Origin of the sequence: Deferrisoma camini S3R1 (assembly GCF_000526155.1) — a bacterium.
Taxonomy (GTDB): domain Bacteria; phylum Desulfobacterota; class Deferrisomatia; order Deferrisomatales; family Deferrisomataceae; genus Deferrisoma; species Deferrisoma camini.
Genome location: NZ_JAFN01000001.1, coordinates 3870604 through 3897251, shown reverse-complemented (window position 1 = coordinate 3897251; position 26648 = coordinate 3870604). Strand labels below are relative to the sequence as shown.

At 71.7% G+C, this 26648-nt stretch carries 21 protein-coding genes; 7 read left to right on the top strand and 14 right to left on the bottom strand.

What is annotated here, in order from left to right; all coding sequences use genetic code 11:
* Positions 1 to 51: 51 nt before the first annotated feature.
* Genes DEFCA_RS21060 through DEFCA_RS0117115 form a run of 4 tightly spaced genes read right to left on the bottom strand, consistent with a single transcriptional unit; the run spans position 52 to position 1445 of the window.
* Positions 52 to 552, bottom strand: coding sequence for a tetratricopeptide repeat protein (locus DEFCA_RS21060; RefSeq protein WP_025324229.1), 501 nt, complete (start codon positions 550 to 552; stop codon positions 52 to 54).
* 58 nt (positions 553 to 610) lie between these two features.
* On the bottom strand, positions 611 to 949 hold the full coding sequence (locus DEFCA_RS0117125) for a P-II family nitrogen regulator (RefSeq protein WP_025324228.1): 339 nt from the start codon (positions 947 to 949) through the stop codon (positions 611 to 613).
* Positions 946 to 1125, bottom strand: coding sequence for a hypothetical protein (locus tag DEFCA_RS19835; RefSeq protein WP_025324227.1), 180 nt, complete (start codon positions 1123 to 1125; stop codon positions 946 to 948). Before DEFCA_RS19835 ends, DEFCA_RS0117125 begins: the two co-directional genes overlap by 4 nt.
* 5 nt (positions 1126 to 1130) lie before the next feature.
* Positions 1131 to 1445 (bottom strand): carboxymuconolactone decarboxylase family protein, encoded by a 315-nt coding sequence (locus DEFCA_RS0117115; protein WP_025324226.1) that lies wholly within the window; start codon positions 1443 to 1445, stop codon positions 1131 to 1133.
* A 162-nt stretch (positions 1446 to 1607) separates the two neighbouring features.
* Between DEFCA_RS0117115 and DEFCA_RS0117110 the strand changes: the two genes are divergently transcribed.
* From DEFCA_RS0117110 to DEFCA_RS24430, 4 genes are all read left to right on the top strand, one after another.
* Positions 1608 to 6065, top strand: coding sequence for a glutamate synthase-related protein (locus DEFCA_RS0117110; protein WP_025324225.1), 4458 nt, complete (start codon positions 1608 to 1610; stop codon positions 6063 to 6065).
* Positions 6062 to 7663 carry a B12-binding domain-containing radical SAM protein gene (locus DEFCA_RS24435; protein WP_025324224.1) on the top strand — a complete coding sequence of 534 codons (1602 nt, stop codon included), beginning with the start codon at positions 6062 to 6064 and terminating at the stop codon, positions 7661 to 7663. Before DEFCA_RS0117110 ends, DEFCA_RS24435 begins: the two co-directional genes overlap by 4 nt.
* An 83-nt stretch (positions 7664 to 7746) precedes the next feature.
* Positions 7747 to 8601: a substrate-binding domain-containing protein gene (locus tag DEFCA_RS0117100; protein WP_025324223.1), complete on the top strand. Its 855-nt coding sequence runs from the start codon at positions 7747 to 7749 to the stop codon at positions 8599 to 8601.
* A 1-nt stretch (position 8602) separates the two neighbouring features.
* Positions 8603 to 10825, top strand: a complete 2223-nt coding sequence (locus DEFCA_RS24430) for an HD domain-containing phosphohydrolase (RefSeq protein ID WP_025324222.1) — start codon at positions 8603 to 8605, stop codon at positions 10823 to 10825.
* Here the strand turns inward: DEFCA_RS24430 and DEFCA_RS0117090 are convergent.
* Together DEFCA_RS0117090 and DEFCA_RS0117085 are read right to left on the bottom strand one after the other, a co-directional pair.
* Positions 10820 to 11611 (bottom strand): MBL fold metallo-hydrolase, encoded by a 792-nt coding sequence (locus tag DEFCA_RS0117090; RefSeq protein ID WP_169709635.1) that lies wholly within the window; start codon positions 11609 to 11611, stop codon positions 10820 to 10822. The two genes, DEFCA_RS24430 and DEFCA_RS0117090, sit on opposite strands and share 6 nt — an antisense overlap.
* Positions 11612 to 11867: 256 nt before the next feature.
* On the bottom strand, positions 11868 to 12353 hold the full coding sequence (locus DEFCA_RS0117085) for a flavodoxin family protein (RefSeq protein ID WP_029734300.1): 486 nt from the start codon (positions 12351 to 12353) through the stop codon (positions 11868 to 11870).
* A 169-nt stretch (positions 12354 to 12522) separates the two neighbouring features.
* Here DEFCA_RS0117085 and purM point away from each other — a divergent pair, with 169 nt between their 5' ends.
* Together purM and purN are read left to right on the top strand one after the other, a co-directional pair.
* Positions 12523 to 13569 (top strand): phosphoribosylformylglycinamidine cyclo-ligase, encoded by a 1047-nt coding sequence (gene purM, locus DEFCA_RS0117080; protein WP_025324219.1) that lies wholly within the window; start codon positions 12523 to 12525, stop codon positions 13567 to 13569.
* Positions 13566 to 14219, top strand: coding sequence for a phosphoribosylglycinamide formyltransferase (gene purN, locus DEFCA_RS0117075; RefSeq protein ID WP_025324218.1), 654 nt, complete (start codon positions 13566 to 13568; stop codon positions 14217 to 14219). The genes purM and purN overlap by 4 nt, the downstream gene beginning before the upstream one ends.
* 126 nt (positions 14220 to 14345) lie before the next feature.
* Here purN and DEFCA_RS21050 read toward each other — a convergent pair whose 3' ends face one another.
* The 4 genes from DEFCA_RS21050 to DEFCA_RS0117055 are packed head-to-tail and all read right to left on the bottom strand — an operon-like array spanning position 14346 to position 20969.
* Positions 14346 to 16184, bottom strand: coding sequence for a response regulator (locus DEFCA_RS21050; RefSeq protein ID WP_025324217.1), 1839 nt, complete (start codon positions 16182 to 16184; stop codon positions 14346 to 14348).
* Positions 16181 to 18412: an ATP-binding protein gene (locus tag DEFCA_RS21045; protein ID WP_025324216.1), complete on the bottom strand. Its 2232-nt coding sequence runs from the start codon at positions 18410 to 18412 to the stop codon at positions 16181 to 16183. The genes DEFCA_RS21050 and DEFCA_RS21045 overlap by 4 nt, the downstream gene beginning before the upstream one ends.
* On the bottom strand, positions 18409 to 18918 hold the full coding sequence (locus tag DEFCA_RS0117060; RefSeq protein WP_025324215.1) for a YfiR family protein: 510 nt from the start codon (positions 18916 to 18918) through the stop codon (positions 18409 to 18411). Before DEFCA_RS0117060 ends, DEFCA_RS21045 begins: the two co-directional genes overlap by 4 nt.
* An 8-nt stretch (positions 18919 to 18926) precedes the next feature.
* Positions 18927 to 20969 carry a TonB-dependent receptor plug domain-containing protein gene (locus DEFCA_RS0117055; RefSeq protein ID WP_025324214.1) on the bottom strand — a complete coding sequence of 681 codons (2043 nt, stop codon included), beginning with the start codon at positions 20967 to 20969 and terminating at the stop codon, positions 18927 to 18929.
* Positions 20970 to 21150: 181 nt separating this feature from the next.
* On the opposite strand from DEFCA_RS0117055, the gene DEFCA_RS0117050 reads away from it, so the two are divergent.
* The gene (locus DEFCA_RS0117050; RefSeq protein WP_025324213.1) at positions 21151 to 22317 is read left to right on the top strand and encodes a TraB/GumN family protein; all 1167 of its coding nucleotides are present in this window, start codon (positions 21151 to 21153) and stop codon (positions 22315 to 22317) included.
* Here DEFCA_RS0117050 and DEFCA_RS0117045 read toward each other — a convergent pair.
* From DEFCA_RS0117045 to DEFCA_RS21770, 4 genes are all read right to left on the bottom strand, one after another.
* Positions 22298 to 23215: a glycosyltransferase family 2 protein gene (locus DEFCA_RS0117045; protein WP_025324212.1), complete on the bottom strand. Its 918-nt coding sequence runs from the start codon at positions 23213 to 23215 to the stop codon at positions 22298 to 22300. The genes DEFCA_RS0117050 and DEFCA_RS0117045 overlap by 20 nt on opposite strands.
* A gap of 6 nt (positions 23216 to 23221) precedes the next feature.
* A complete protein-coding gene (locus DEFCA_RS0117040; RefSeq protein ID WP_084319382.1) occupies positions 23222 to 24541 on the bottom strand; it encodes a glycosyltransferase family 39 protein in 1320 nt (439 codons plus the stop codon).
* 27 nt (positions 24542 to 24568) lie between these two features.
* The gene (locus DEFCA_RS21775; RefSeq protein WP_084319380.1) at positions 24569 to 24943 is read right to left on the bottom strand and encodes a cytochrome c oxidase assembly factor Coa1 family protein; all 375 of its coding nucleotides are present in this window, start codon (positions 24941 to 24943) and stop codon (positions 24569 to 24571) included.
* A gap of 871 nt (positions 24944 to 25814) precedes the next feature.
* A complete protein-coding gene (locus tag DEFCA_RS21770) occupies positions 25815 to 26576 on the bottom strand; it encodes an RHS repeat domain-containing protein (RefSeq protein WP_245693503.1) in 762 nt (253 codons plus the stop codon).
* Positions 26577 to 26648: the final 72 nt, after the last annotated feature.

Here is a 26648-nt window from a genome sequence, read left to right as displayed (position 1 = left end):
CCCCGGCACGGTCTCCTTACGGCCGGCAGCCGCCGGAACTTGAGGGCCCCGTCAGGCGTTCGCGCCCCGGTACCGGTGCCGCACCCGGCCCAGCCAACGGTTGACGGGGTGGGACCGGGGCAGGAACCCAACGACCGGGGGCTTTCGCACCCCCATCGCCTCCATCTGTCGCCGCAGCACCGGATGGCCCGGGGCCCGGCGCAGGCCCTCCCGGAGCACCCGGTGGGCCCGGGCCCGGTCCCCCGCGGCCAGGAGCAGGGTCACCAGCACGGCGTACAGATCCGGCCCTGAGGCGCCCTGCCGCAGGGCCTCGAAGCAGGGACGCACCCCGAGCTGGGGCCGTCCGGCCAGCAGGGCCGAGGCGGCCTCCCGAAGCGCCGAGACCCGGGGGCCGGGCTCCGCCCGGGCCAGGGCGTCCAGGCAACGGCGGTAGGCGCCCCGGTAGAACGCCGACAGGGCCCGGTCCAGGGCGTCCGGCTCCCTCCCCCGGACCCTGCCGCCCACCAACCGCTCCAGCCTCTTCTCGAAATCGTCCAGGGGGATGTCGGTCATGGGAGCTCCCCTTGCTGCGGACCCGGCGGCCGGCCGGGCCGGCGCCCCACGCCCGGGATCACAGGGCGTCTTCCCCCCGCTCCCCCGTGCGGATGCGCACCGCCTCGGCCACCGGCAGCACGAAGATCTTGCCGTCCCCGATCTTGCCGCTGCGGGCCGAGCGCTCGATCGCCTCCACCACGGGCCAAGCCAGCTCGTCGGGCACCACGACCTCGATCTTCACCTTGGGCAGGAAGTCCACGATGTACTCCGCCCCCCGGTACACCTCGGTGTGCCCCTTCTGCCGCCCGAACCCCTTGACCTCGGTGACCGTGATCCCCTGGACCCCGATCTCCGAGAGGCTCTCCTTCACCTCGTCGAGCTTGAACGGCTTGATGATGGCCTCGATCTTCTTCACGACCCGCTCCCTCCCGATCCGCAAGGCCCGACCAACTCCCGCTCCAGCCGCGCGATGCGCTCCTCCAGCTCCTCGATCTCCAGCAGTTGGTGGGGTCGGATCGAGTGGGCCGGCAGCCGGCGCCGGCGATCCTCCAACTCGGCCCTCAACCGGGCCAACTCTTCCCGCCGATCCATCCCGGTCACGCCTCCTCCAAAACCTCCTCGATCCACTCCAGGGCCGCCACCATGGCCGGGAAGCCGGCGGTGGGCAGGGCCAGGAGGGCCGCGTGGCGCAGCTCGTCGGCCGTGATCCCCTCGTCCAGGGCCCGGCGCGCATGGGACTTCACCGCACCCCGACTCTGCTGCCCGATGGCGATCCCCAGCCGCACCAGCCGCCGGTCCCGCTCGCCGAGCGGGCCCTGGCGGTTGACGGTGAGCGAGAGGTCCATGTGGGCCTTTTCCACTTCGGGGAACCGTTTCAGGAATCGGCGGAACGGGCGGGGGAGGTCGGCCATGGAAAGGCTCCGGATCGGAACGGGGCGACACACACAGACTCCATCCTAGCCCAACCGCCGGCCGGGGCAAACCCCCCTTTTCACGGGCCCCGTTCCGGGGCTAGACTCGGGATGTTTTCACAAAAAGAACAAAGTCCCCGTCCCCCCTCCGAGGTCGATTCAATGGAGCATGCGGATTCCTGCGGCATCGTGGCCCGCATCCGAAAGGACGGCACCCCGACCCACGGCACCCTGAAGCGCACCCTGGAGGCGCTGGTGGCCCTGGGGCACCGGGGCGGCGAGATCGAGGGCGAGGGAGACGGCGCCGGGGTGCTGGTGGACCTGCCCCGGGAGCTGTGGGCCCGGAGGCTGGTGCGAGCCGGCAAGCGCGAGGAGGCCGTGCGCGCCGGCGGGTTCTTCGTGGCCCACGTGCTGATCCCCCGCCCCCTCCGCCCCTCCTCGGCCGAGGTGAAGAGCGCGGTTCGCAACCTCTGGGCCGGGGCCGGCCTGGAGATCCTGACCGAGGCCCACCATCCGGTGTCCACCGAGGTCCTGGGCCCCCGCGCCCGGGAGGACGAGCCCGAGTTCTGGCAGGTGGCGGGGGTCGATCCCCTCCACGCCGACCCGGCCGAGCGCGACGCGTTCCTGGACGGCCTGGCCCGCCGGACCGAGGATCTGGGGGTGCACGTGGCGAGCATGGCCGGGGACCGATGCGTCTACAAGGTCCACGGCAGCCCGGCCCTCCTGCGGCGGTACTACCCGGACCTGCGCAGCCCCCTTCTGCGCACGGTCTCGGCGGTGGGGCACTCCCGGTACTCCACGAACACCCTGCCCACCGTCCTGCGTGCCCAGCCGTTCCCATGCCTGGCCCACAACGGCGAGATCAACACGATCGAACGCCTGCGCCGGGAGGCCCGGGCCCTGGGAGCCCAGATCCCCGCGGGGGGGTCTGACTCCCAGGACCTGGACCGGATCCTGCGGTTCTTGATCCACCGCTGGGGGCTCACCCTGGCCGAGGCGGTGGAGCTCCTGTTCCCCCCCGTGCACCACGAGATCCTCCACTCCCCCGAGGTGCTCCGAAGCCTGTACGCGGCCATGCGCCGCACCTTCGACGCCTCGGCCCAGGGTCCGGCGGCCCTCATCCTGCGCCACGGCGACGAGTTCGTGTTCAGTGTGGACGCCCTGGGGCTCCGGCCCCTGTGGGTGTGCGAGACCACCCGGGAGATCGTGGCCACGTCGGAACCCGGGGTGGTGCCGGTGGAGGATCTGGAGACCGACCCCAAGCCCATGGCCCCCGGCGAGAAGGTGGCCGTCCGGTTCACCGACGGCCGCGCCTCGGTCGTGCCCCACAGCCGGTTCCAGAAGGAGGTCCTGGCCCGGTTCGCCCGCCGGATCGATCTGGACGCCTGCTGGGCCGGCCTGGGCCTGGTGAGGGGGGAACGGACGCTGGCCGGCGGCACCGGAGAGCCCGGCCCCCCCTCGGGCTCCCTGGACAAAAGGAAGGCCCAGGCCGGCTGGACCTCCCACGACGAGGAGCTGCTCGACCCCATGGTGCGAGACGGGTCCGATCCGGTGGGCAGCATGGGGTGGGACGGCCCCCTGGCCGCGCTGGACCCGGACGCGGTGCTGCTGGCCGACTTCCTCCAGGAGGACGTGGCCGTGGTCACCAACCCCGCCATCGACCCCAAACGGGAGGGGGAGCACTTCTCCACCCGGGTGCGGCTGGGGGCGCGGTTGGAGCCCGGGGCCGAACCGCCCTATCCACCCTGGGTGTCCGTGGAGATCCCCCTGCTGCTCGCCGGGGTGCCCGAGGAGGCGGCCCGCCGGGCGGCCCGGAAGCACGAGACCGCGCTCCTGGCCGACGTGGTGGCCCACCTGGGCCCGGAACGGGTCCGGATCCTCCCCCTCGCCCGGAACCCGGCCCGGCCCCTGGCCGACGACCTCGAGACCCTGGCGGGCGAGGCCCAGCGCGCCGCGGAAGGGGGGGGCCACCTGCTGGTCCTGGCCGACCCCGAGGGCGGCCCGGGCCTAGACCCCCTGTTGGCGGTGGCCGAGGTGGATCGGGCCCTGCGTACCCGGTCGGGCCGGGCCGGAGGATGCCCGCGGCGGCGCATCAGCCTGGTGGTGGCTTCGGACGCCCTGCGCAATCTCCACGACTGCATGTGCTGCCTGGGGCTGGGGGCCGACGCCCTGGCTCCCTGGCTCCTGTTCCGGGCCGCCTGGGACGCCCGGGGGGCCGAGGGGCTCGACCGCCTGCTCGCGGCGCTCACCGCCGGCATGCGCACGGTGATCTCCACCATGGGGATCCACGAGATCTCCGGCTACGGCCGGGTGTTCTCGGCCCTGGGCCTCGGCGACGACCTGGCCCGCAGGCTGGGGGTGAGGAACCGGTTCGGCGGCTCGGCCGGCCTCACCCTGGAGGAGCTCGACCGGCGGTGGGCACGGCTCCGCAAGGCCCCCGCCAAGGGCCGGCCGTTCCGGTCCACCCCCCGGCTCGCCCGGTGGGTGAGGGCCGTGGCCGAGGGAGACGCCCCTTACCGCGAGCTGGCCGAACGGGCGGCCGCTTCGGAGGCGAAGCGGCCCGTGGCCCTTCGTCATCTGTTGGACCTGCGGGTCCCCGACCGGAGCCGGCCGGTGGACCCCGACCGGGTGGACCCGTCGGTGGGCGGCCACCGCTACCCCATCTTCATCTGTCCCATGAGCTTCGGCAGCCAGGGGGAGACCGCATTTCGCATCTACGCCGAGGCGGCCCGCCGCCTCGGCATCCCCTGCATGAACGGGGAGGGCGGCGAGCTGCCGGACCTGCTCGGCCGGTACCGGGCGGTGCGCAGCCAGCAGGTGGCCTCCGGACGGTTCGGGGTCCACGCCGAGATGCTCAACAGCGTGGACCTGATCGAGATCAAGATCGGCCAGGGCGCCAAACCCGGGGAGGGGGGCCACCTTCCGGGCGCCAAGGTCACCGAGAAGGTGGCCCGGGCCCGGAGCGCCGTGCCCGGGATCTCGCTGATCAGCCCCTCGAACCACCACGACGTGTACTCCATCGAGGACCTCGCCCAGCTGATCGAGGAGCTGCGCACCGTGAACCCCCGGGCCCGGATCTCGGTGAAGGTGCCGGTGGTCTCGGGCATCGCGACCATCGGTCTGGGCGTCGTCAAGGCCGGGGCCGACATCCTGACCCTGTCGGGGTTCGACGGGGGCACCGGCGCGGCCCGGCTCCACGCCCTGCGCAGGGTGGGGCTTCCCGTGGAGGTGGGCATCACCGAGGTGCACGACGCCCTGGTGGAGTCCGGGCTGCGCGAGCGGGTCGAGCTGTGGGCCGACGGGGGCCTGCGCACGGCCGCGGACGTGGTGAAATGCCTGTGCCTGGGGGCCGACCGGGCGGGGTTCGGCACCCTGGCCCTCCTGGGCATCGGATGCGTCGCATGCCGCCGGTGCCACCGGGACGTGTGCCCCCGGGGCATCGCCACCCAGGTGGAGACCCAGGAGGCCGCGGCCCGGCGGGGCATCCGGGGGTTCGAGCCGCGGGACCCGGAACAGGGGGTGGAGAACCTCGTCCGGCTCCTTCGCGAGACGGGCGAGGAGGTTCGGCGCCTCACGGCCCGCCTGGGGCTCGGCCGGGTCCGGGACCTGGTGGGCCGGAGGGACCTCCTGGTGCAGGCCCGGGGCACCGACCGGGTGGACCTGTCGGCCCTGCTGGTGCCCCCCGGGCCCCGGGCGACCGAACCGAAGGGCACGATCACGGTGCGGAGGCCCCTGTCGTACCTGACCCGGGTGGTGACCCAGGAGGTCACCTCGGCCGTGGACCGGGGCGCCGGGGCGGTGGTGTACGAGGACGACCGGGTGCTCTCCTCGGACCGGGCCCTGGGCACCCACCTGTCCGGAGAGGCCGTGCGGCGCCGGCCGGGCCCGGCCAGCCGGTGCCCGTGGCAGGCCCGGCTCCATCTGGGCCCGGGCTCGGTGCCGGGCAACGGCATGGGCGCGTTCAACGTGGACGAGGTGGAGATCCGGGTGGAAGGGGGCAGCCAGGACGGGGTGGCCAAGTGCGCCCGGGGCGGCCGGGTGGTGGTGCTCAAGGGGGAGAACCACGACGGTCAGCCGGTGGGGGGGTGCGTGGGCAAGGGGTTCGCCTACGGGGCCCAGGCCGGCCTGTTCCTGGTGCAGGGCGACGCCGACAGCCGGTGCGGGGTCCGGCTGTCGGGCGCGGACGTGGTGATCGGAGGTCGGATGCGCGAACCCAGGGTCGATGCCCTGGGGTTCCTGGCGGATCGGGCCAACCTCAAAGGGTTCGCGTTCGAGTACATGACCGCCGGCCGGGCCGTGGTGCTCGGAGATCCGGGCCCCTGGCTGTGCTCGGGCATGACCGGCGGGGTGGTGTACGTGCGCCTCGACCCCGGCCTGGGGCTCGACCGGGAGGCGGTGCGGCGACGCCTGGCCCTGGGGTCGCCGGTGGAGATCCGCGACCTCGACGGGCGGGGAGAGGCCGACCTGCGGGAACTGCTCGGCGCCTACGCGGCCGAACTCAGGAGCAGCCCGTACACGGGGGGCGAGGCCGAGGCCCGGTGGGTGGAGGGGTTGCTCCGGGATCCGGCCCGGCACTTCGTGGCCCTGCGCCCCCCGGCCGAGGCGGGCCGGCGGCCGTGACTGGGCCCGGGCTGATCGTGATCCCCCCGGTGGCCAAGCCCACCGAGCCCACCCCCGGCGCCCTGGCCGTGGCGGCCCACCTGCGCGCACGGGGCTTCGAGGCGGAGATGCTGGACCTGAACCTCGCGTTCCACCGGCACCTGTGGTCGGTCCCGGCCGGAGCGGGCACGGGGAGGGGGCCGGGGGCCACCCGGGCACGCCGGGCACGGACCCGGTCGCCCCGGGCCGCGGCCGCCTTGGCAGGCCCGGACGGGTACCGGGACGCCGTGGCCTACCGGCAGGCCCTGGCGGACCTGCTCCTCGCCTACCGGACCGTCGGCGAGGCCCTGGGCGCGCGCCTGAGCCCGGCCGACCTGGAGCTGCCCGGATGGTCGCCCCTGGCCTCCGGCCAGCTGGCCCGGGCGGCCCGGGACCCCGGCGCGCTCCCCATCGGGGGCCTGCTCCTCCCCCTGGCCCGGCGGCTCCTGGAACGGGATCCGGCCTGGATCGGGGTGTCCGTGACGTTCCTCAGCCAGGCCCTGCCCGCCTTCGGCCTGGCGGGATGGCTGCGCCGGGAGGGGTTTCGGGGGCGCCTGGTCCTCGGCGGGGCCCTGGTCGGGGCGTGGAGACGCCGGCTCGGGCCGGGCTCGCCGGTGTTCCGGTGCTGGGACGCGCTGGTGGCCGGCCCGGGGGAGGTCGCGGCCGAAGTCCTGGCCCGGGGGGAGTGGGACGCGCCCGGGATCATGGCACCGGCCCGGGGGGTGTGGCGGCCCCCGGGCCCGGTGCCGACCGACTGGGCCCCCCACCCGCCCCCAGCCCGGCCGGAGCCCGGGTACCTGGCGCCGGGCCCCGTGGCGCCCCTGACGCTCAGCCGAGGGTGCTACTGGAGACGATGCGCCTTCTGCCCCGAGGCGGCCCAGGCCGGGCCGCCGTTTCGCGCGGCCGCCCCCGCCCGGGCGGTGGCCGCCTTGGACAGCCCCCGGCACCCGTGGGTGCATCTGACGGACGAGGCCGTTCCGCCCCGGCTCCTGGCGGCGCTGGCCGAGCCGGCCCCTGGCGAGCGCCGCCCCTGGTACGGGTTCGTCCGGCCCGAGCCCTCCCTCCTGGACCCCCGGCTCGCCCGGGGTCTGGCCGCCGGAGGATGCCGGCTCCTCCGGCTGGGGGTCGAGTCGGCGTGCCAGGCCGTGCTCGACCGGGCCGGCAAGGGAACCCGAGCCGAGCACCTGGGCCCGATCCTCCGCAACCTGCGGGCCGCCGGCATCCGAACCCACGTGTACCTCCTGTTCGGCCTCCCCGGCCAGGGCCGGGCCGAGGCTGAGACCACCCTGGACTGGGTGCGGCGCCACGCCGACGCGATCACGTTTCTGAACCTGGCCCTGTTCCACCTGCCCGCGGGCAGCCGGTGGGAGGCCGAGCTGTCCGGCCGGGGAGTCCTGGGGAGCCACCCGCCGGAGGAGGACCTGTCCCTGTACCGGCCGTTCGACGATCCCGGGTGGCCCCGGCGCGACGTGCGGAGGTTCCTGGCCGAGGCCCGGACCGACCCCGTGGTGGGCACGATCCTCCGGTGCACTCCCGCCGGGCTCACCGCCAACCACGCCCCGTTCGTCCCCCTGGATTGAAGCCCGCCAGGCCCCGTGCTAGGGTAGCGCACGCTTCCCGATCTCCGTTTCCCAGGGGGGGACTGGAAAGGACCGTCCACCCCGTGCGCAGACTCCTGTTTCTCGCCGTCGCGGTCCTCCTGCCCGGGGCCGCGGCGTTTTTCGCCTGCACCCGGGCCGACGAGACCCCGGCCGGCCCGGCCGACCTGCCCCCCGAGCCCGAGATCCGGGTGTCGGGCTCGGAGACCCTGTTCCCGCTCCTGGAACGCCTGATCCAGGCCTACACCGACGAGAACCCCCGGGCGCGGGTGCGGATCCTGCCAGGCACCAGCACGGCCGGAGGGGTGGCTGGCGTGCGCTCCGAGGCCCTCGACCTGGGCACCTGTTCGCGGCCGCTGCGCCGCGACGAGGCCGCGGGCCTGGCCTACCACCTGCTGGGCTACGACCCCATCGCGTTCGCCGCCCACCCCTCGGGCGGGGCTCCCAGGCTCGACGCCGAAGCGGTGCGCGGGATCTACCGGGGTGCGATCCGCAACTGGGCCCAGGTGGACGGGGTGGACCACGACATCCTTCCCCTGGACCGGAAACCCGGCCAAAGCGTGCGCCGAACCCTCATGGAGGAGTTCTTCGGGCCCGGGTTCCGGATGACCGAGGCGGCCGTGGTGCTGGCCCGGCCGGCCGACATGACCCGGGCCCTGGCCACCACCCCCTACACCATCGGGTACGCCGGCCGGGCCGAGTTGCGCAGCCTGGGCCTGGACGTGCGGGCGATCCCTCCCGCGGGGCGGTGGCCCCGGCCCGACGAGGCCCGGTCGGGGGCGTTCCGGCTCGTCGTTCCCCTGGGCGTTGTCAGCCGGCCGTCACCCCGGCCCGAGGTGGTGCGGTTTCTCGCCTTCCTCACGGGCCCCCGGGCGGCGTCGGTGCTCGACGCCCTGGGCGCCGTTCCGGCCAACCCCTGACATGGCCCTGACCCTGCGCGCCCAGATCCTCGCGGTGCCGATCCTTCTGACGGCCCTCGCCTTCGCCGTGCTCGGCGCGGCCGCCTACCGCTTCGCCTCCCGGCTCATCCTGGACGGGGAGGACCGGGCCCTCCAGACCCAACTGGCCCAGGCCGAGGCGTTCTTCGAGGCCCAGACCCAAGGCCTGGCGGACCGGGCCCGGGAGCTGGCGGACCGCTCGGACCTGTGGAGCCACATGGGCCGGGGAGGGGCCGATCACCCGGTGGTTCAGGACCTACTTCCCTGGAAGGTGCGGTGGGACCTCGACTGGATCGAGCTGGTGGATCCCCAGGGTTGGGAGAGGGCCCGCATGGACGACGCGGCGAACCCGGTCAGCGGGTTCGAGCCGCCCCCCCGGGCCGAGCCCGAGGTGGAGGCCCTGGTGCGGCTGGGGCTGAGCGGCATCACCCTGGGCTCGGTGCTCCGCACCGGGGGCCGGACCCTGCTGGTGGGGATCGCGCCGGTGCGGCGGCCGTCCGACGCCAGGATCACGGGGGTGGTGCTGGTGGGCCGCCGCGTCGACAACGAGCTGATGGGACGGCTCGCCCGGCTCCTGGGCACCCGGGTGGCCCTGTTCGGACCCGGGGGCGAGCCCGTGGCGCGCTCCGACCCGCGGTTCGCCCCGGACTGCGCCCGGTGCCACGGCCGGCCCGAGGCCGTGCGCACCCAGGGATTCCACTCCACCTTCGTGGCTGTTCCTACCCGGAATCCCCTGCTGCCGGGCGACCGGCGCCTCGGGATGGCCGCCCTCACCGTCGGCGGTGCCCCCCTGGGCATCGTGGTGGCCGAGCACGACCTCGCCCTGGCGTTCGCCAGCCTCCGCCGGGCGGTGGCCACCATGGGCGTCGTGGCCGCCCTCTTTTCCCTGGCCGGGCTCCTGGCCCTGGACCGGGCGGTGAGGTGGATCGTCGGCCCCGTGCGGGCCCTGGCCACGGCCACCCGGCGGCGGGCCGTCGGCGACATGACCGGCGAGGTGGCCGTGCAGGGGGCCCGGGAGATCCGGGTGCTGGCCGAGGCGTTCAACGCCATGACCCGCCGGCTGGAACGGGCCAACCGGGAGCAGCAGGAGCTGCGGCAGGCCCTGGAGGTCCGGGTGCGGGAACGGACCCGTGCCCTGGAGGAGGCCGTGGAGCGGCTCATCACGGTTCGGGAGCTGGGGCGCCACCTTCCCCGGACCGCGGACCCCTTCGGGGTGCTGCGGGCCGCGGTCCGGCTGGCGGCGGAGGCGGTGGGCGCCCGAACGGCGTGCGTGCTGGCTCGATCGGAGGCGGATCCGGACCGCTGGAGCCTGGCGGGCGCCTACGGCAGGATCGAGCCCGCCGGACGGGACGTGCGGTTTCCTCCGGAGCTCCCCTTGGCCGAACGGGCCACCCCGAGCGGCGTGGTGCTGGACCCCGGCCCCGGCACCGGCCTCCTCGACCCGGTGTCCGGGGCCCGGGTGCGGACCCTGGCCGCCGTCCCCGTCCCCCTGCCCGAGCAGGACCGGGCCGAGGCCTTGCTGGTCCTCTACGACCCCGAAGGAAGGCCGGCCTTCGGCCGGCGGGATCTGGACGTGCTCCTGCCGTTCGGCCGGGAGGTGGGCGCCGTGTACCAGACGGCCCGGCTGCACCTGGCCCAGCAAAGGGCGACCCTGGAGATCGTGCAGTCCCTGGTGAACACGATCGAGGCCAAGGATCCCTACACCCGGGGACACTCCCAGAGGGTGACCCGGCTCGCCCTGGCCGCGGCCCAGGAGATGGGCCTCGAAACCCAGGCCATGGAGGTCCTCCGCCAGGCCGCCATGCTCCACGACATCGGCAAGATCGCCTTGCGCCACGAGGTGCTCCACAAGCCCTCGGGCCTCGACCCGGCCGAGATCGACCTGGTCCGGCAGCACCCCCTCACCGGGGCCCGGATCCTGGAGCCGCTGTCGTGGCTCGAGGACGTGGCCCAGGTGGTGCTCCAGCACCACGAGCGGCCGGACGGCAAAGGGTACCCATTGGGGATGGGGGGAGAGGACCTGCGGGTGGAGAGCCGGATCCTGGCCGTGGCGGACGCCTACGACGCGATGACGAGCGACCGCCCCTACCGGCGGGGGCTCGGTCGGGACGAGGCCCTGGCCGAGCTGCACCGGGGAGCCGGCACCCAGTTCGATGCCGCGGCGGTGGAGGCCCTGGAGGCGGCGCTTCGCGACGAGGGCTCATGAATCGTCCGGGCCGGGGGGCCACAGCCGGAGCCCGTCGCGGGCCACCACCACCGGCCCCTCGAACGCCTCGCGGGCGTGGCGCTCCGGAGCGGCGCGGTCGGCCGAAGGGTACAGGTGGTGGAGCACCAGGCGCCCGGCTCCGGCCTCCCGAGCCAGGTCCCCGGCCTGGCGGGCCGTCAGGTGCCGGTCGAAGGCCTCGCCTTCCGGCAGGCTGGCCTCGGCAACGAGGAGGTCCACCCCCCGGGCGAACCCGGCGAGCGCGGGGTGGGGCCCGGTGTCGCCGGTGAACACCGCACTGAACCCCTCGGTTTCCCACCGGAGGGCGAGGCTCGACGGGTGGTGGGCCGCCGGGGCCGTACGCACCCGCCAGGGCCCCACCTCGAACGCGGCGTGGGGCCCCACCTCCCTCCACTCCAGTCGGTACCCTTCGGGCTCGATCCACCCCCCGTAGGCCCGGCCCAGGGCCCCCCGGAACTCCCGGAGCCCCGGCCCCCCCACCAGGGCCAGGGGCCGGACCCGGGGAGCCTCGTCGTATCGGGCCGCGAACAGCAGGGAAACCAGCTCCGCCGTGTGGTCCGGGTGGAGGTGGGTGAACACCACCGCGTCCAGCTGGGTGTGGCGGACCCCGGCCGCCAGGAGCCCGTGGAGGGCCCCCAGGCCCAGGTCCACGGCCGCCCGGAACCCCTCGCACTCCAGCAGGGTGCACGGCCCGCGCCGGTCCAGGCGGGGCACGCAGGTCCCGGTGCCCACGGCCACGATACGGGGCGAAGCCGACTTCCGCGACACGTTCACCACCAGAAACCGGGAGGGCTAGTGTTTCGTTCCGTAAGAACGTATGTCCGTTGCGGCGGTGGGGCTGGGGGCTCCGACGAAGCGCGACAGCCGAGCAGCCCGGGCCGCCCGGCGCCAGGGGAGCGGCCGCGGCGCGTGCTCTCACGCGCCGCAGCGGACCGCGCCGAGGCGGCCCCTGCGAGGCCGTTCAGCGAAGGAGGGGCCCCCAGCCCCACCCCTCGGGGAATGCACGAACTTGCGAACCATGACACTAGGCGGCCTTGAGCCGCCGGGCCACGTCCGCCACCCGGGCGCCCAAGAGCTCGCCGGCCCGCTCGTCGTCCGCGGACGGGGCCCCCAGGCAGGCCACCCCGTAGTGCCCCCCGGTCTCGATGGGGTCGCCCACCACCACCATCTCGTGGATCAGGAAGGCCATCAGCATGCTGAGCAGGGTGGTCTCCTTGCCCCCGGTGTGGTGGCCGCCGGTGGTGAACGCCGCGCCCACCTTGTTTCGCAGCTTGCGCCGGGCCCCCACGCTGCGGTCGATCAGGTCCTTCATCTCGGCGGTGACCGTTCCGAAGTACACGGGGCTGCCCAGGATGATGCCGTCGGCCGCCAGGAGGTCCTCCTTGGTGGTGTCGGAGGCCCGCTTGCACACCACCCGGGCTCCCGCCTGCTCGGCCCCCCGGGCCACGGCCCGGGCCAACTTCTCGGTGTTTCCGGAACGGCTGGAGTACGACACCAGGATCTGCACCATGGAAAGTCCTCCTCGTGGTTCTCGGCCGAAGGGATGCGATGCGCCAAGGGTTGGCGGCATTGTACGGACGGCGCCCGAACCCGGCAACCGCGGGGCGGGCCGATTGACACCCCCGGGGCCATTGGCTAGGCTACCGGCTTCGTTTTCGGGGGGATTGGGAGGTGAACCCGTGAAGAAGCCCCTGACCTACCGGGATGCGGGAGTGGACATCGACGCGGCCGCCGGCCTGGTGGACCGGATCCGCGAGTTCGTGAAGCCCACCCTCCGGCCCGAGGTGATGAGCGACGTGGGTGGGTTCGGCGCGGCCGTCTCCCTGGCCGAGTTCCCGCTGGAGAACCCCGTGCTCGTGAGCTCCACGGACGGGGTGGGCACCAAGCTGAGGATCGCGTTCCAGACCGGGGTCCACGACACCGTGGGCATCGACCTGGTGGCCATGTGCGCCAACGACGTGGTGGTCCAGGGAGCGGAGCCCCTGTTCTTTCTGGACTACTTCGCCACGGGCCGGCTGGAGCCGGGCGTGGCCGAGGCCGTGATCCGGGGCATCGCGGCGGGCTGCCAGGAGGCCCGGTGCAGCCTGGTGGGGGGTGAGACCGCGGAACTGCCGGGCATGTACCCCGAAGGGGAGTACGACCTGGCCGGCTTCTGCGTGGGCGTGGTGGACCGGGACCGGATGATCGACGGGTCGAGCATCACGGTAGGGGACCGGATCGTGGGGCTGGGCTCCACGGGGCTCCACAGCAACGGGTACTCGCTGGCCCGCAAGATCCTCCTCGATGGGGGTCGGTTCGGACTGGACCACGTGTTCCCCGAACTGGGAAAGCCCTTGGGGGAGGTGCTCCTCACCCCCACCCGGATCTATGTGCGCACCGTGCTGAACCTGATCCGGGACTTCACCGTGAAGGGCATGGCCCACATCACGGGAGGGGGCATCCCCGAGAACCTGCCCCGCATTCTCCCCCACGGATGCCGGGCCGTGGTGGACCGGGGCGCCTGGGAGATGCCCGCGCTGTTCCGGCTGCTCCAGGAGCTGGGCCCCGTGCCGGAAGAGGAGATGTACCGCACGTTCAACTGCGGCGTGGGCCTGGTGGTGATCGTGCCCCCCGAGGAGGAGGAGGAGACCCTGGCCCGTCTCGAGGCCCTGGGCGAGACCGCGTGGGTCATCGGCACCATCGAGGAGCGGGCCGAGGATCAGTCCCCCCTGGAGTGGGCCGCATGAGCCTGCGGCTCGGGGTGCTGGTTTCGGGCAGCGGCTCGAACCTCCAGGCCATCCTGGACGCGAGCCGCGAAGGCCGGCTGGACGCCGAGGTCCGGGTGGTGGTGAGCGACACCCCCGACGCCTACGGCCTGGAGCGGGCCCGCCGGGCCGGCGTGCCGGCCCGGGTGGTGCCGTGGGATCCCGGCCGGCCCCGTCAGGAGCACGATCGGGCGGTGGTCGAGGTGCTGCGCGCCCACGGGGTGGACACCGTGGCCCTGGCCGGGTACATGCGCCTCGTCACCGGCGAACTGCTGGCCGCGTTCCCCGGCCGGGTCGTGAACATCCATCCGGCCCTGCTGCCGGCGTTCCCGGGGTTGCACGTGCACGAGAAGGTGCTGGCCCACGGGGCCAAGTTCTCGGGGTGCACGGTCCACTTCGTGGACGAGGGCACCGACACCGGTCCCATCATCTGCCAGGCCGTGGTGCCCGTACGCGACGACGACACCCCGGAGACGCTCGCCGCCCGGATCCTCCGGGAGGAGCACCGGATCTACCCCCAGGCCCTCCAGTACCTGGCCGAGGGGCGCCTGCGGGTGGAAGGCCGGCGGGTGTTCCTGGACCCGCCAAGCCCGGGCTCGGGCACCCTCCACAACCCCAGCGTCCGGTTTTGAGCGCTAACTTCGGTCGACGGTCTTCGGTCTTCGGTCTGGGGCCTTTGGCCCGCGGGACGGCTGGGCAGCGAAAGTTACCCTTCCCCGTTGCCCGGCCCTGGAGAGCCTGGGAGGGACCGTCAGGGGTCAAGAGCCCCGGCCTTGGGCCGCCACCACCTCCTCCACCACGGCCACGATCTCGTCGGGGGCGAGGGGCTTGAGCACCACCCGGTCGGCCGTCTCGGGCCGTTCGGTGCCGGCGGCGCCGCCCGTGCACAGGATCGTGCGCAGGTCGGGGCGCAGCCTGCGAGCCGCGGCCAGGAGCGCATCCCCGCTCATCCCGGGCATGGCCCGGTCGGCCATCACCAAGTCGTACCGGTGGGGCTCCCGCCGGATCCGCTCCAGGGCCTCCCGCGGGTCGGCACACGCGTCCACCCGGTGGCCGGCCCGCTCCAGCACGGCGCTGCCATAGCGCAGAAGGGCCACCTCGTCGTCCACCAACAGGATGGAGAGGGCCCCGACCCGGCGGCCGGGCCGGGCCGGCTCAGGCGCCGCCCCGTCCGGGCACGGCGGCAGGAACACCCGGAACGTGGACCCTTCGCCCGGGGTGCTCTCCACCTCCACCCGCCCCCCCATCCCCTTCACCACACCGTGGACCACGCTGAGTCCCAGGCCCGTGCCCTGCCCCACCGGCTTGGTGGTGAAGAAGGGCTCGAAGGCCCGTTCGCGCACCTCCGGGGGCATGCCGCAACCCGTGTCGGCCACCTCGATGCACACCTCCTCGCCCCCGCCGGGGGCCGGCCGGCGGCCGGCTCGGATCCGCACCTCCCCTCCCTTCTCTCCGAGGGCATGGACCGCGTTCTGGCACAGGTTCAGGAGCACCTGGTGCAGGCCGGCCGGGTCCCCCTCCACCCGCAGGTCCTCCCCCTCCACCTCCTCCACCCACCGCACCCCGGGCGGCAACGAACCGGCCAGGACCGCCCCCACCTCGGAGACCACCTGGCGCAGGCTCACCGGTCCCCGGGGGCCCTCGGCTCCCCTGGAGAACGCCAGGATCCGGCGCACCAAGTCCCGGGCCCGCCGGGCGGTGGAGGCCACGAGCTCGAGCCCCTCCCGGGCCGGGCTCTCCGGCGGGAGCTGGGCCAGGGCCAGATCGGTGAACCCGATGATCGGAACCAGCAGGTTGTTGAAATCGTGGGCGATCCCCCCGGCCAGCGTGCCCAGGGCCTCCAGTTTCTCGGCCTGGCGGAGCCGACGCTCCAGCTCGGCCTCTCGCGTGATGTCCTGCACCGTGCCCCTGACGCCCCCTCCCGGCCGGCCCACGGCCCGATGCCGGACCCACAACCGGGTGCCGTCGGGCCGGACGAGGGCGTGGTCCACGGGGTCGGCCTCCCCACCGCTGCCAGCGGTGTCCCACAACGCCAGGACCCGCGGCCGATCCTCGTCGGGCACCGCCTCCAGGAACGACCGCGCGGTCTCCCCGGACCGGCCCACCATCCGCCGAAGCTCCTCCGACCAGGCCATCCGACCCGTGTCGGGCGCGAGCACCCAGCTCCCCAGCCGGGCCACCCGTTGGGCGTCGGCCAGATCCCGGGCGATTCGGCTCGCCCGGAGCATGTAGCGCAGGCGCTGGGCCAAAACGATCCAGTTGGCCGGCTTGGTGGCGAAATCGGTGGCGCCCAGGCCGTAGGCCCTGGCGATGGAGTCCAGGTCGTCCAGGCTGGTCAACACCAGCACCGGAACGTCGCGCCCCCAGGGCTCCTCCCGCAGGCGCCGGAGCACCTCGAACCCGTCCATTCGGGGCATCAGCAGGTCGAGCACCACCAGGTCCGGCACCCGCCGAACGCACCGCTCCCACGCCTCGGCTCCGTCGGCGGCCGCCTCCACCCCGAACCCCTCGCCCGCGAGCACCTCCTCGGCCAGCAGCCGGTCCACCGGATCGTCGTCCGCCACCAACACCCGGGCCTTCGGTTCGCTCCCCGTCATGCCACCCTCCCGTATGCGTGTTCCAGGGCCCGGAGCGCCGCCCCCATCCCGGCTGCCAGGCCGCCCGCGGCGGCCGCCGCCCCCTCCAGATCCCCTCTCTTTGCCAGCTCGCAGACCTCGCCGCACATCCGGGCCACCCCCCGGGCCCCGGCGTTCAAGCTGACCGACTTGAGCGCGTGGGCCGTGTCGTGGACGCCCCCGGCGTCCCCCGCGGACAACGCCCGTTCCAGCTCGTCAAGCAGCCGCTCGGCCTCGACCCGGTAGGTCTCCAGCACCCGGCGGGCCAGCCCCGTTCCCCGACCGGCATCCAGGGACAGGATGCGTTCCACCACCTGCGGATCCACGTCGGCCGGGCGACGCGCCGGGCCGAGGGCCCGGACCAGGTCCTCGGCTCCGAACGGCTTGAGCACCACCCCGTCCATGCCGGCCCGGCGGCACCGGTCCCGGTCCTCGGGACTGCCGTACGCGGTGCAGGCCACGATCCACGTTCGGTCCCGCCCCAGGGCCGTTTCCCTCTCCCGAATTCGACGGGCCACCTCGAACCCGTCCATCCCGGGCATTTGGCAGTCGAGCAGCACGGCGTCGAAGCCCCCGCCCTCCCAGGCCCGAAGGGCGGTCTCGCCGTCCGGCGCCTCCTCCACCCGACACCCCAGGCTCTCCAGAAAGGCCCGGGCCAGGTCCCGGTTCATGGGGTTGTCCTCCACCACGAGCACCCTCATCCCCCGCACGTCCCCCGGCTGCCCCCCCGCCTCGGCCGCCAGGGGAAGCTCGACCCGGAACCGGGCGCCACCGCCGGCCCCCTCCTCCAGCCGAACGGTTCCCCCCATCAAGGCCACCAGGTCCCGGCAGATGGTGAGCCCGAGGCCGGTTCCCCCGTGGCGCCTGCGGTCGGGCGGCTCGAGCTGCTCGAACGGCCGGAACACCCGGTCCCGGGCCTCCGGCGGGATCCCCGGGCCGGTGTCCTCCACCTCGAAGCACACCCCCCGGCCCCCGGGCCCGGCCGAGCACCGCACCTCCACCCCGCCCCGCTGCGTGAACTTCACCGCGTTGTCCAGCAGGTTCCACAGGATCTGGCGGACCCGCAGGGGGTCCCCCCGCACGGCCTCGGGCACCCCGGGCCCGGCGGCGAAGCGCACGGACAGCCCCTTGGCCGCCGCCCGGGGCCGGAACGCCTCCACCACCTCCCGGGCCGTAGCCAGAGGGGAGAACGGCCGGGCGTCCAGCCGCAGATCCCCCGCCTCGATCCGACCCACGTCCAGCAGATCCTCCACCAGGGCCCTCAGGGTCTGGGCGGCCGAGGCGATCTGCTCCAACCGCCCGTGCTCGTCCGGGGGGTTCTCCCGGGACCACAACTCCAGATGCCCCAGGAGACCGTTGAGGGGGGTGCGCAGCTCGTGGCTCACCAGGGCGAGGAACCGGCTCTTGGCCCGGCTGGCATGCTCGGCCTCCTCCTTGGCCCGCTGCAGATCCCGGGTCCGCTCGGCCACCAACTCCTCGAGCCGATCCCGGTGCTGCCGCAGCTCCGCCTCCCGGGCCTCGACCGCCTCCAGCAGGTGGTTCACGCCCGCCTCGAGCACCCCCACCTCGTCCCGGCCGGCGGGCCGAACCCGTCCCCCGTAGTCCCTTCGGCTCGCCGCCCGTTCCACCACGCCGGCCACGGTCCGGATTCGGTCCGAAACCAACCGGTGGAGCACCCAGGCCACGCCCAGCGCGGCCGCCACGGCCGCGGCCAGGGCCACGCCCGCCACGGCCGCGTACCTGGCCAGCCTCGTGCGCAGGCTCGCCAGGTCGCTTCGTATCCACAGCCACCCCACCGGATCGGCGTCGAGCACCACCGGCCGGGTCACCTCCAGCCCCCCGTCGCGGAACCGCCCCCCCGCATCGGTCGGAGGCCCGGGCGCCTGAAACGCCCCGGGCCGGCACGACAGCCGGGCGAACTCGCGGCCGGTCCTCGTCCACAGCACCGCACCCTCCACGTCCGGGATCTCCCGAAGGGGGAGGAGCACCTGCCGGGCCGCCGCCGGGTCGTCGAAGGCAACGGCAGGGGCCGCGTTGAAGGCGAGGACCGTGGCCATCCCCTCCAGGGCCTCGACGGCCTGCCTGCGGGCGGTACGGATCTCCCAGGCCACGAACACGGCCGAGGTCGCCCCCACCACCAGCAGGCTCCCTCCGAGGATCAGCCCGGCCACCTTCCGGTGGATCGGAGCATCCCACAGCCACCGCCTCACGGGAGCACCTCCTCGGCTAGGGCCAGCAGCCGCGCGTCGAACCTCAGGCCGGCCCGGGCGGCCCGGCCCCGGTGGATGCGGAACCGAAGCCTCCCCTGCCGTTTCACCAGCTCGATCATGCCCCCCCGGTCGGCGAACCCCGGGATGTCGCTCACGGTGAGCACGCCAGGGCCCAGGGCGGCCAGGTCGGCTTGCAGTCGGCCGGCCTCGCTTCGTCCCACGTACACCACCTCGCACCCGCACCGTCGGCCGGGCGCACACGTTCCGGTGCGCACCCCCCGGCCCCCCACCGCCTTGCCCTGCAGGGCCGCGAGCGCCTCGGCCACCGGATCGTCACCCAGCAGACAGACGTCCAACGGCCCGTCGGGCAGGCCCTCGGCCCAGGTGGTGAGCTGGACGAAGTGGTACACGAAGGCCGCCTTCACGCGGCTCTCCAGGTCCGAGGCGTGGGCCGCCCCACATCCGACGAGCAGCAGAAGGACCGCCCACCCCCTTCGCAGCCCCATCGCCCCTCCTAAAACCTCGCCCGGACCACCGCGTAGACCGACCGTTCCGGCTCGGAGGTCTCGAGGCGGAGGAAATCCTCCCGCGGAAACTCGGGGTGGGAGGGCTCCAGCAGGTCCCGGCCCACCACGGCGAGCTCGACCCCTTCGGTGGGCTCCCAAGCCAATCGGACGTCCATCCCCCAATAGGGGGGGATGTCCCGGCGGTCCAGGCTGCCCACGTACCGGAGCCCCAGGTCCAGCCTCCATCCGAAAGGCAGGTCCGCGAAGGACCGTAGATCCAGCTGGTGGCGGGGGGTCTTCCCCTCCTCGAACTCGGCCGAGAAGTCCGTGGAGCGCCCCGGGTCGATGTCGAGGAGGAACCAGGTGTAGGCGAGCCGAAGCTCCCAGTGGCGGACCACCCGCCACCGAGCCTCGGCCTCGAACCCCTTGGACACGGCGTCCGCCCGGTTCTCCGGCGCCCCCGTACCCGTGAGCCAACCCGGGTGCAGCGGGTCCGGGGCGAACTCCTGGGGTTCAATGGTCCGGAGATGCCGGTACCGGCTCACGAACCCGGCCAGATCGGTGGAGAACGTCCCGGTCCACCGGGCCCGGTACCCCACCTGCCAGGACACCACGGTCTCGCTCTCGAATCCGTCGTCCCCGCGGAACTCGGGCCGCAGCACCACCGGCAGGGGGTTGGCGGGGTTGTCGGGGCCGAGCACGTACCCGGCCATCACCGCGTCGGCCTCGGCCCGGCTCGGGGTGCGCACAGCCCGGGACACGGCGGCCCACAGGGTGTGCCCGGAGGTCACCCGCCAAAGCGCCCGGGCATCGGGCTGCCACTCGACCCCGGTGTAGTCGTTGTGCTCGGCCCGCAGGCCCAGGAGGAGGTGGAACCGGTCGGGCACCAGGGCGATCTCGTCCTGCACAAAAGCGCTCCACAACCGGTCCGTGCGGCGGGGTGGGTCGAACCGGATGACCCGGGTGCCGTCGATCCGGTCCTGGGTGAGCCGCACCCCGCCCCCCCACACCACGTCGTGCCGGGTACCCAGGGAGAACCGGTGCTGGAGGTCCAGGTCCCACACCTCCCGCTCGTCCCGGCCGATGGGCTCGTCCCGGGACGAGCGGTCGTAGTACGCCTGGACTTGGAACCGGCCGGCCGCCCCCAGGTCCCGTTCCCAGCGCCCCAGGAGGTTTCCGCCCCAAAGCACGGAATCCTCGGCCCAGGTCTCCACCCGGTCAGGGTCCTCGGTAGGCACCGTGTACACCGCGTCCGAACGGCCCCGGTAGAGCTCGCCCTGGAGGGTCCAGGCGGCCCCGCCCCGGTTCGCGTCCAGCCGGAACCCGCCCCGCACCTGGCTCCAGTCGTCGGGCGCCTCGCCCCCTTCCGGGTCGCGCCCTCCGTCCCGGTCGAACCCCTTGGCCCACCACCGGCCGAACACTCCCGGCGCCAGCTCGGCGCCGTAGCGCACCGCCCCGAATCCCCGCTCCTCGGCACCGCCCCCCACCTCCACGTAGCCCCCCAGGGTGTCGGCCGCCCGCTTCGTGATCACGTGGATCACCCCGTTCACCGCGTTGGCCCCCCACATCGCGGCGCCCGGACCCCGGATCACCTCGATCCGTTCCACGTCCTCCAGAAGCACGTCCTGGGCGTCCCAGAACACCCCTGAGAAGAGCGGTGAGTACACGGTGCGGCCGTCGATCATCACCAGCAGCTTGTTGGCCCACCGGCCGTCGAACCCCCGCACCGAGAGCGCCCAGGTGTTGGCGTTGATCCGCCCCACGTGGACGCCGGGCACCATGCGCAGGGCCTCGGCCAGGGTGGTGGCCCCGGTGCGCACCAGCTCCTCCCCCCGGATCACCGTGACCGGCCCCGCGGTCTCGGCCAGGCTCTGGGGCTTTCGGGCCGCCGTGGTGACCCGGATCTCCATCAGCCGCTCCAAGGGAAGCTCGGTCAGGTCCTCGGGCAGGGTCTCGGAGCCCCTCGCCGGCCGGGGTGGGCAAAGCAGGCAGAGCGCCACCGCCCAGAGCAGCAGCCGGCTCCGGGCCCAGGGACGGTACGGGTCGGCCATGATCCCTCCTCCGGGACGGGGCCGGAGGCAGGGCCGGCCCCCGTCACGGTTTCGTGTTCGCGTTTCGGTGGCGTTCCGGCGGGTTTTACCCCAGGGCGCCCCGGCGACACAACCGCCGGCCTTGGCCTCGGGGCGACGCACCCCTACAATGTCCGCCCCCACCCCCGCCCGAGGAGGCTCCATGGATCCCCAATGGACCCGGATCGAACTGGAAGACCGGGAGGTGTTCCTCCTGGGAACCGCCCACGTGTCCCGCCGCTCGGTGGAGGCCGTGCGCCGGGCCGTGGCCAAGCTCGAGCCGGACCGGGTGTGTGTGGAACTCGATCCGGACCGCCTCCGGGCCCTGAGGGATCCGGACCGGTGGCGCCGGCTGGACCTGGTCAAGGCCCTTTGGAAGGGCCAGGGGCCCGTCCTTCTGGCAAACCTCGCCCTGGCCGCGTTCCAGAAGCGGATCGGGCTCGCCACCGACGTGAGGCCTGGGGAGGAGCTTCTGGCCGCCGTGGAGGAGGCCGAGGCCCGGGGGACCGCGGTCGCCCTGGTGGATCGGCCGATCCGGCTCACCCTGCTCCGATCCTGGCGCCGGACCCGATTCTGGCGGAAGCTCGGGCTGTTCGGGGCCTTGGTGGCGAGCGCCTTCGAGGACGCGGAACTGGACGAGGAGGATCTGGCGCGGCTTCGGTCCACCGACACGCTCTCGGGGCTGCTCGAGGAGATGGCCCGGGCCGCGCCCGAGGCCAAGGAGGTGTTGGTGGACGAGCGGGACCGCTACATGGCGGCCCGCATCCTCGGCGTGGGGGGGCGGCGAGTGTTGGCCGTGGTGGGCGCGGCCCACGTGCCGGGCATCGCCCGGATCCTGCGGGAGGGCTCCGACCCGGGGGACCCCTCCCGCCTCGAAGAGCTGCCCCCCCGGGGGATCGTATCCCGAGCGCTTCCCTGGGTGCTCCCCGCGATCGTGCTGGCCCTGTTCGCGGCCGGGTTCGCGGCCGGCGACACGGCCGCCCTCCGGCAGGCGGCTTGGGCCTGGGTGCTCGCGAACGGGACCCTCGCCGCGGCCGGAGCGGCCGCGGCCCTGGGCCACCCGCTGACCGTGGCCTCGGCGTTCGTGGCCGCCCCCCTGACCTCGCTCAACCCCACCGTGGGGGCGGGCATGGTCACCGGCCTGGTGCAGGCCTGGGCCCAGCGCCCCCGGGTCCGGGACCTGGAGGGGCTGCTGGACGACCTGGCCCACTGGAAGGGCTGGTGGACCAACCGGGTGGCCCGGGTGCTCCTGGTGTTCCTCTTCTCCAACCTAGGCAGTGCGCTGGGAACCTTCGTGGCCTTCGGGTGGCTCAAGGACCTGGTGGGGTGAAGGCTTCCACGCGAGACGCTTCGGCTCGCCAGAGCGTCCGTTTCCGGTGTCCGAGAAGAGCGTTTGTCCAGAGAGCACATGGGCGGGAAAGAAGCAGACAGAGCAACCCGACCAGTGGGCCTCCCATGGCGTCGGGCACTGGTACGGACCTTGAGAGCCTCCCGGCCGCCAGCCCCAGGAGCAAGAGCCCCACGGCGGTTCGCCCCGGCCGATGCCGCGCGTGGGCCCGAAGGACCGTTCCGGCCGATCGGGCCACGTAGCGCCACATGCTCGGGCACAACCGCGATTCCCGGGTTTTCGGGTTCGTCCGCACCGGCACCGTGGAGACTTTGATCCCCTGCGCCCCCGCCTGGATGAGTGTCTCCAAGGTGTAGGTGAACCGGTCCCGCACTTCGAGGACCTGCGCCACCTCGCGCGAAAAGGCCCGAAACCCGCTCGCGGCATCCCCAACGTCCAGCCCGGAAACTTTCGACACGACCCAGGACCCTAGCTTCTGAAGCCCCTTCTTCACGGGCGAAAACTCCTCCACCCCCTCTCCCCACCGCTCCCCCACCACCATGTCGGCCCGCCCTTCCAGAATCGGTCGGACGAGGGGCTCGACCGCTCCGCCGTCGTACTGGTTGTCGCCATCCGTATTGACGATCACGTCGGCCCCGAGTCCGAGAGCCTCGTCGATGCCTGCGGCAAACGCCCGGGCCAGCCCCTGACGAGCCGAAAGCCGCACGAGGTGCCCCACGCCGTGCTGCCGGGCGATCTCGGCCGTGCGGTCGTTGGACCCGTCGTCGATGACCAAGATCTCGACCTCGTCGAACCCCTCGACCTCCCGGGGTAGGTCCTCCAAGGTCGCCGGCAGGGTTGCCTCCTCGTTGTGGCACGGGATCTGGATCACGAGCTTCATGGGGTCTCACGCGGTGCGGCCGAGAGGATCGGCACGTCCCCGACGGCCGACGGACATCAGCCGGCGCCCGAGGGGGACCAGGAACGCCCCCGCATAGGGCAGGAGGAGCGGCATCAACACCCTCATGTACCGCGGGCTGCATACCGTCATCAGGTGGACGGGAACCAGGGTGACCACCGGGACGAGCCATACCCACCGGGCGGTCCGATTGGACCAGAGCGCCAGGAATCCCAGGAACGAGAGTGTCCATAAGCCCCGGGAGACCCAGCGCAGGACCGGGCCCGGAAACCGCTCACCCGTGGGGTCCTCAAGCGGATATGTCCACACGGTGGACGAGCTGAAGAGCCCCACCAGCCGCGCCGGCGTGGCCCTCACGAGGTCGGCCCCATGTTCGGCGAGAAACCCCTCCAGCCACGCCCGGTTCTCCCGCTCCAGCGCCAGGAGGTCCTCCGGCCCGTACCGTTCCCTCCAGTGTCGGAAGTAGCGCACGTTCGCAGGGGGCGGCCCAAACGGCTCCTCCCCCAGGATGGCCTCGCGGTAGCGCACGATGTCATACACCCGGCTCGCCGAGAGCCCCACCGGCTCCGGGGAGAACCGAAGGCCCACCGAGGCGTTTCGCGCCGACCACAGGACCACGGGCCCGACCAGGGCCAGGGCGAACGCGACCGTCGTAGCCCAGGCGATCGGGCGCCTCGGCACCGCCCGGAACGCCGTGCCGACGAAACACAGCGCGCCGACCGCCACCGCCGGCGCCAGGTTCACGCGGTTGAGCACGACACTTGCCAGCAGAAGGCCGATCAGCGCCCCCCGAAGCGCCGCACTCTTCCGGCGTGCCTGCTCCCGCCACCGGAGCAGCAGCCACGCGGCCAGGGTCACCTGGAGCATGGCCACCGGCTCCGTGGCGATCGTGGCTGCCGAGCCTCCGATGAAAGGCGTCAGCACGGCCACCGCCCCTCCCGAGGCCGCCACGGCCGGGTCCCGGGACAACCGCAGCATCACGAGATATCCCACCGCCACCGCCCCGGCCACCCACAACGCGTTCAACCACACGACCGCGGCCGGCCGGCGGCCCGCCACGGAGTACACCCCTGCAACCAGGTACGGCACTACCGGCGCGCGGGTGATCTCGGGCCGGTAGGGCGGGCGAAGGTCTGCAGAGAACCCGTTCCCCGCTGCCAGATTCGCCCCGATCGCCTCGTACATCGGGGAGTCCGGAAACCACACGGGGGTGGGGGACACGATCCAGTACGCACAGACCAGAAACTCCGCGACGAACAGCCCGAATGCCACGGCAAAGGGGCGCGGAGCCCTCCGCAGATTACCCATTAGACTCCATAGAGCTGCCAGCCGCACTCAATGCAAATCCATTCTTTTTTCGCGCCCATCAAAGTAGACGGCGAATCTATAAAAACGCCAGCCATCTTTCATCTTTTTTGCACTTACATAGGCAACAGCTCTGCCTTTCGGCCCCACCAGAGGCACAGAAAATATTACTGAGCTCTCGCTCTTCCGCCAACTCCACACCACCCCAAATTTCAAAGGTTGACCCAACCGTGAAACCACTTCGTCGTTTTTGGATAACCTTTCAACAGCCTCAGTGTATGCCCACGTTGATTTTAGACTTTGATAATCAAGAACCCAGACAACTGAAACCAGTGCCATCGCCATAAACACCAACACAATCAACCATTTGACGTTGAAGGCGCCTCTCATGCTTTGGGCCGTCATGGCCCTATCGAACGACGGAGCCGTCCTTGTTCCGGCGGGAGGTGGTTCGGAGGTACATGTCTATGGTGGTAGCATGTACGTGGCAGTATCACGAGACGAAAGGCATCGCGCGTGTATCTATGACTTTTGGCGATTCTCCGAAACCGCCTCCAATGAAATCACGGGGTTACGCTCCGAGGACCCCCAATATGTGCCCAAATATCCGAAACGTAGAAACAAGTGGCACCATGATATATACAAACAAAAACCATTCCATGACATTGTCGATCATACTGACACACTAATTACATACCGTATTTTGCACGGCGCAAGAGCAGTACAGAAACGCAATAAAAAGAGAAGCGGTCGGGGACACTCCTATGTTGATATTGTTTCCAGCAGCATCTGCAATTATACTGACAACAGTCCACCATCTCGACATAAAGTGCTCTATATCCAAATAGCGCGGGCACCTAGAGATAGTTCGACCACCTCCAGAAGCAACTCAAAAATCTATGAGCCCTGCAGGCTCCCTTCTTGTTGCTGCAACTGGACACTCACCCGCTCGATAAAATCTCTAGGATCCAAAACACCCTTTGGCGGCCTCAACGCGAACAAATTCGGACGGCTCCTGAACTCGACAACAACGCTACCCTCATCGATACGCTTAAATCTAATCTCTATAGTGTTCGACCAACAGCGCCAGAAGATCATATTCATTACTTTGTGTGGATATCTTACAGTGAGCACTCTCCGAGCAGAATCTTGCTGCAGGATCGGCGCAGGCAGGCCTTGGATAAATTCAGCCGCCACACTATATGCTGCATCCACGTCCACTTTCAATGTCTTCTTATCTAACAAATGCGTCAGCATCACAAACAGCACCTTCAATCTAATTACACGAAACAATATTTTTACTACAAGTCAGCTGCAACCACCCGCCCCCAAGACCAAAACCAACCCCATAACTCACACTAGCATTCTTTGCGTGCTGGATTCCATGTCGACTATGCAAAGGATACGTACCCCCAACGCCTGCTATCCCGACACCACCAAAAATAATTCCTGTGCTTGATCGTCCACTAAACCCTTTCGTGTCATAGACGCCGGATATCCAAATACTGTCGATCGAAAAACCACCACCAAGCCCATAACCAACGCCGTAGCAACTAAGTAGCAATAGGCATGAATTTTTCTGCCCCCAACACGCCACGTTATACATACCACTAAAAGCCCCACCAAAAAACAGAGCACCACCGACTGTCACACCAACACCTGACCAATTTCCACTCGAACAACAGTCAAGCCCTAATATATCGTAATTAACCAACGCATTGTTGGAGACAAATACATAATATCCAAGCCCGTTCATTCTAAACACCAAATATTCTCCATAATTTGACAGGGAATGCACTTGGAGCAGACTGAATGCGTGTTCATGAATCGGATCCCTTGTCATCCACCTCCCCAGCTCCGGCGAGTAGTACCGGTAGCCGTAGTAGTAGATCGGCGACTCCAGCTCGTCATCTGCATATTTGGAGGAAAACCGAAACGCATTTTCCACCGCCCCACTCGCGTACGCCTGTCGCCCGAACGGGTCGTACTCGTAGTGGGCAACTACCGCTCCGGTGCCGGCGTCCACCAACTGCCCCACGTTGCCGTTGGCATCGTACAGGTAAGTGAGATAGACACGACCATTTCTCGTTGACGCTGTCCTGCTGGCCCC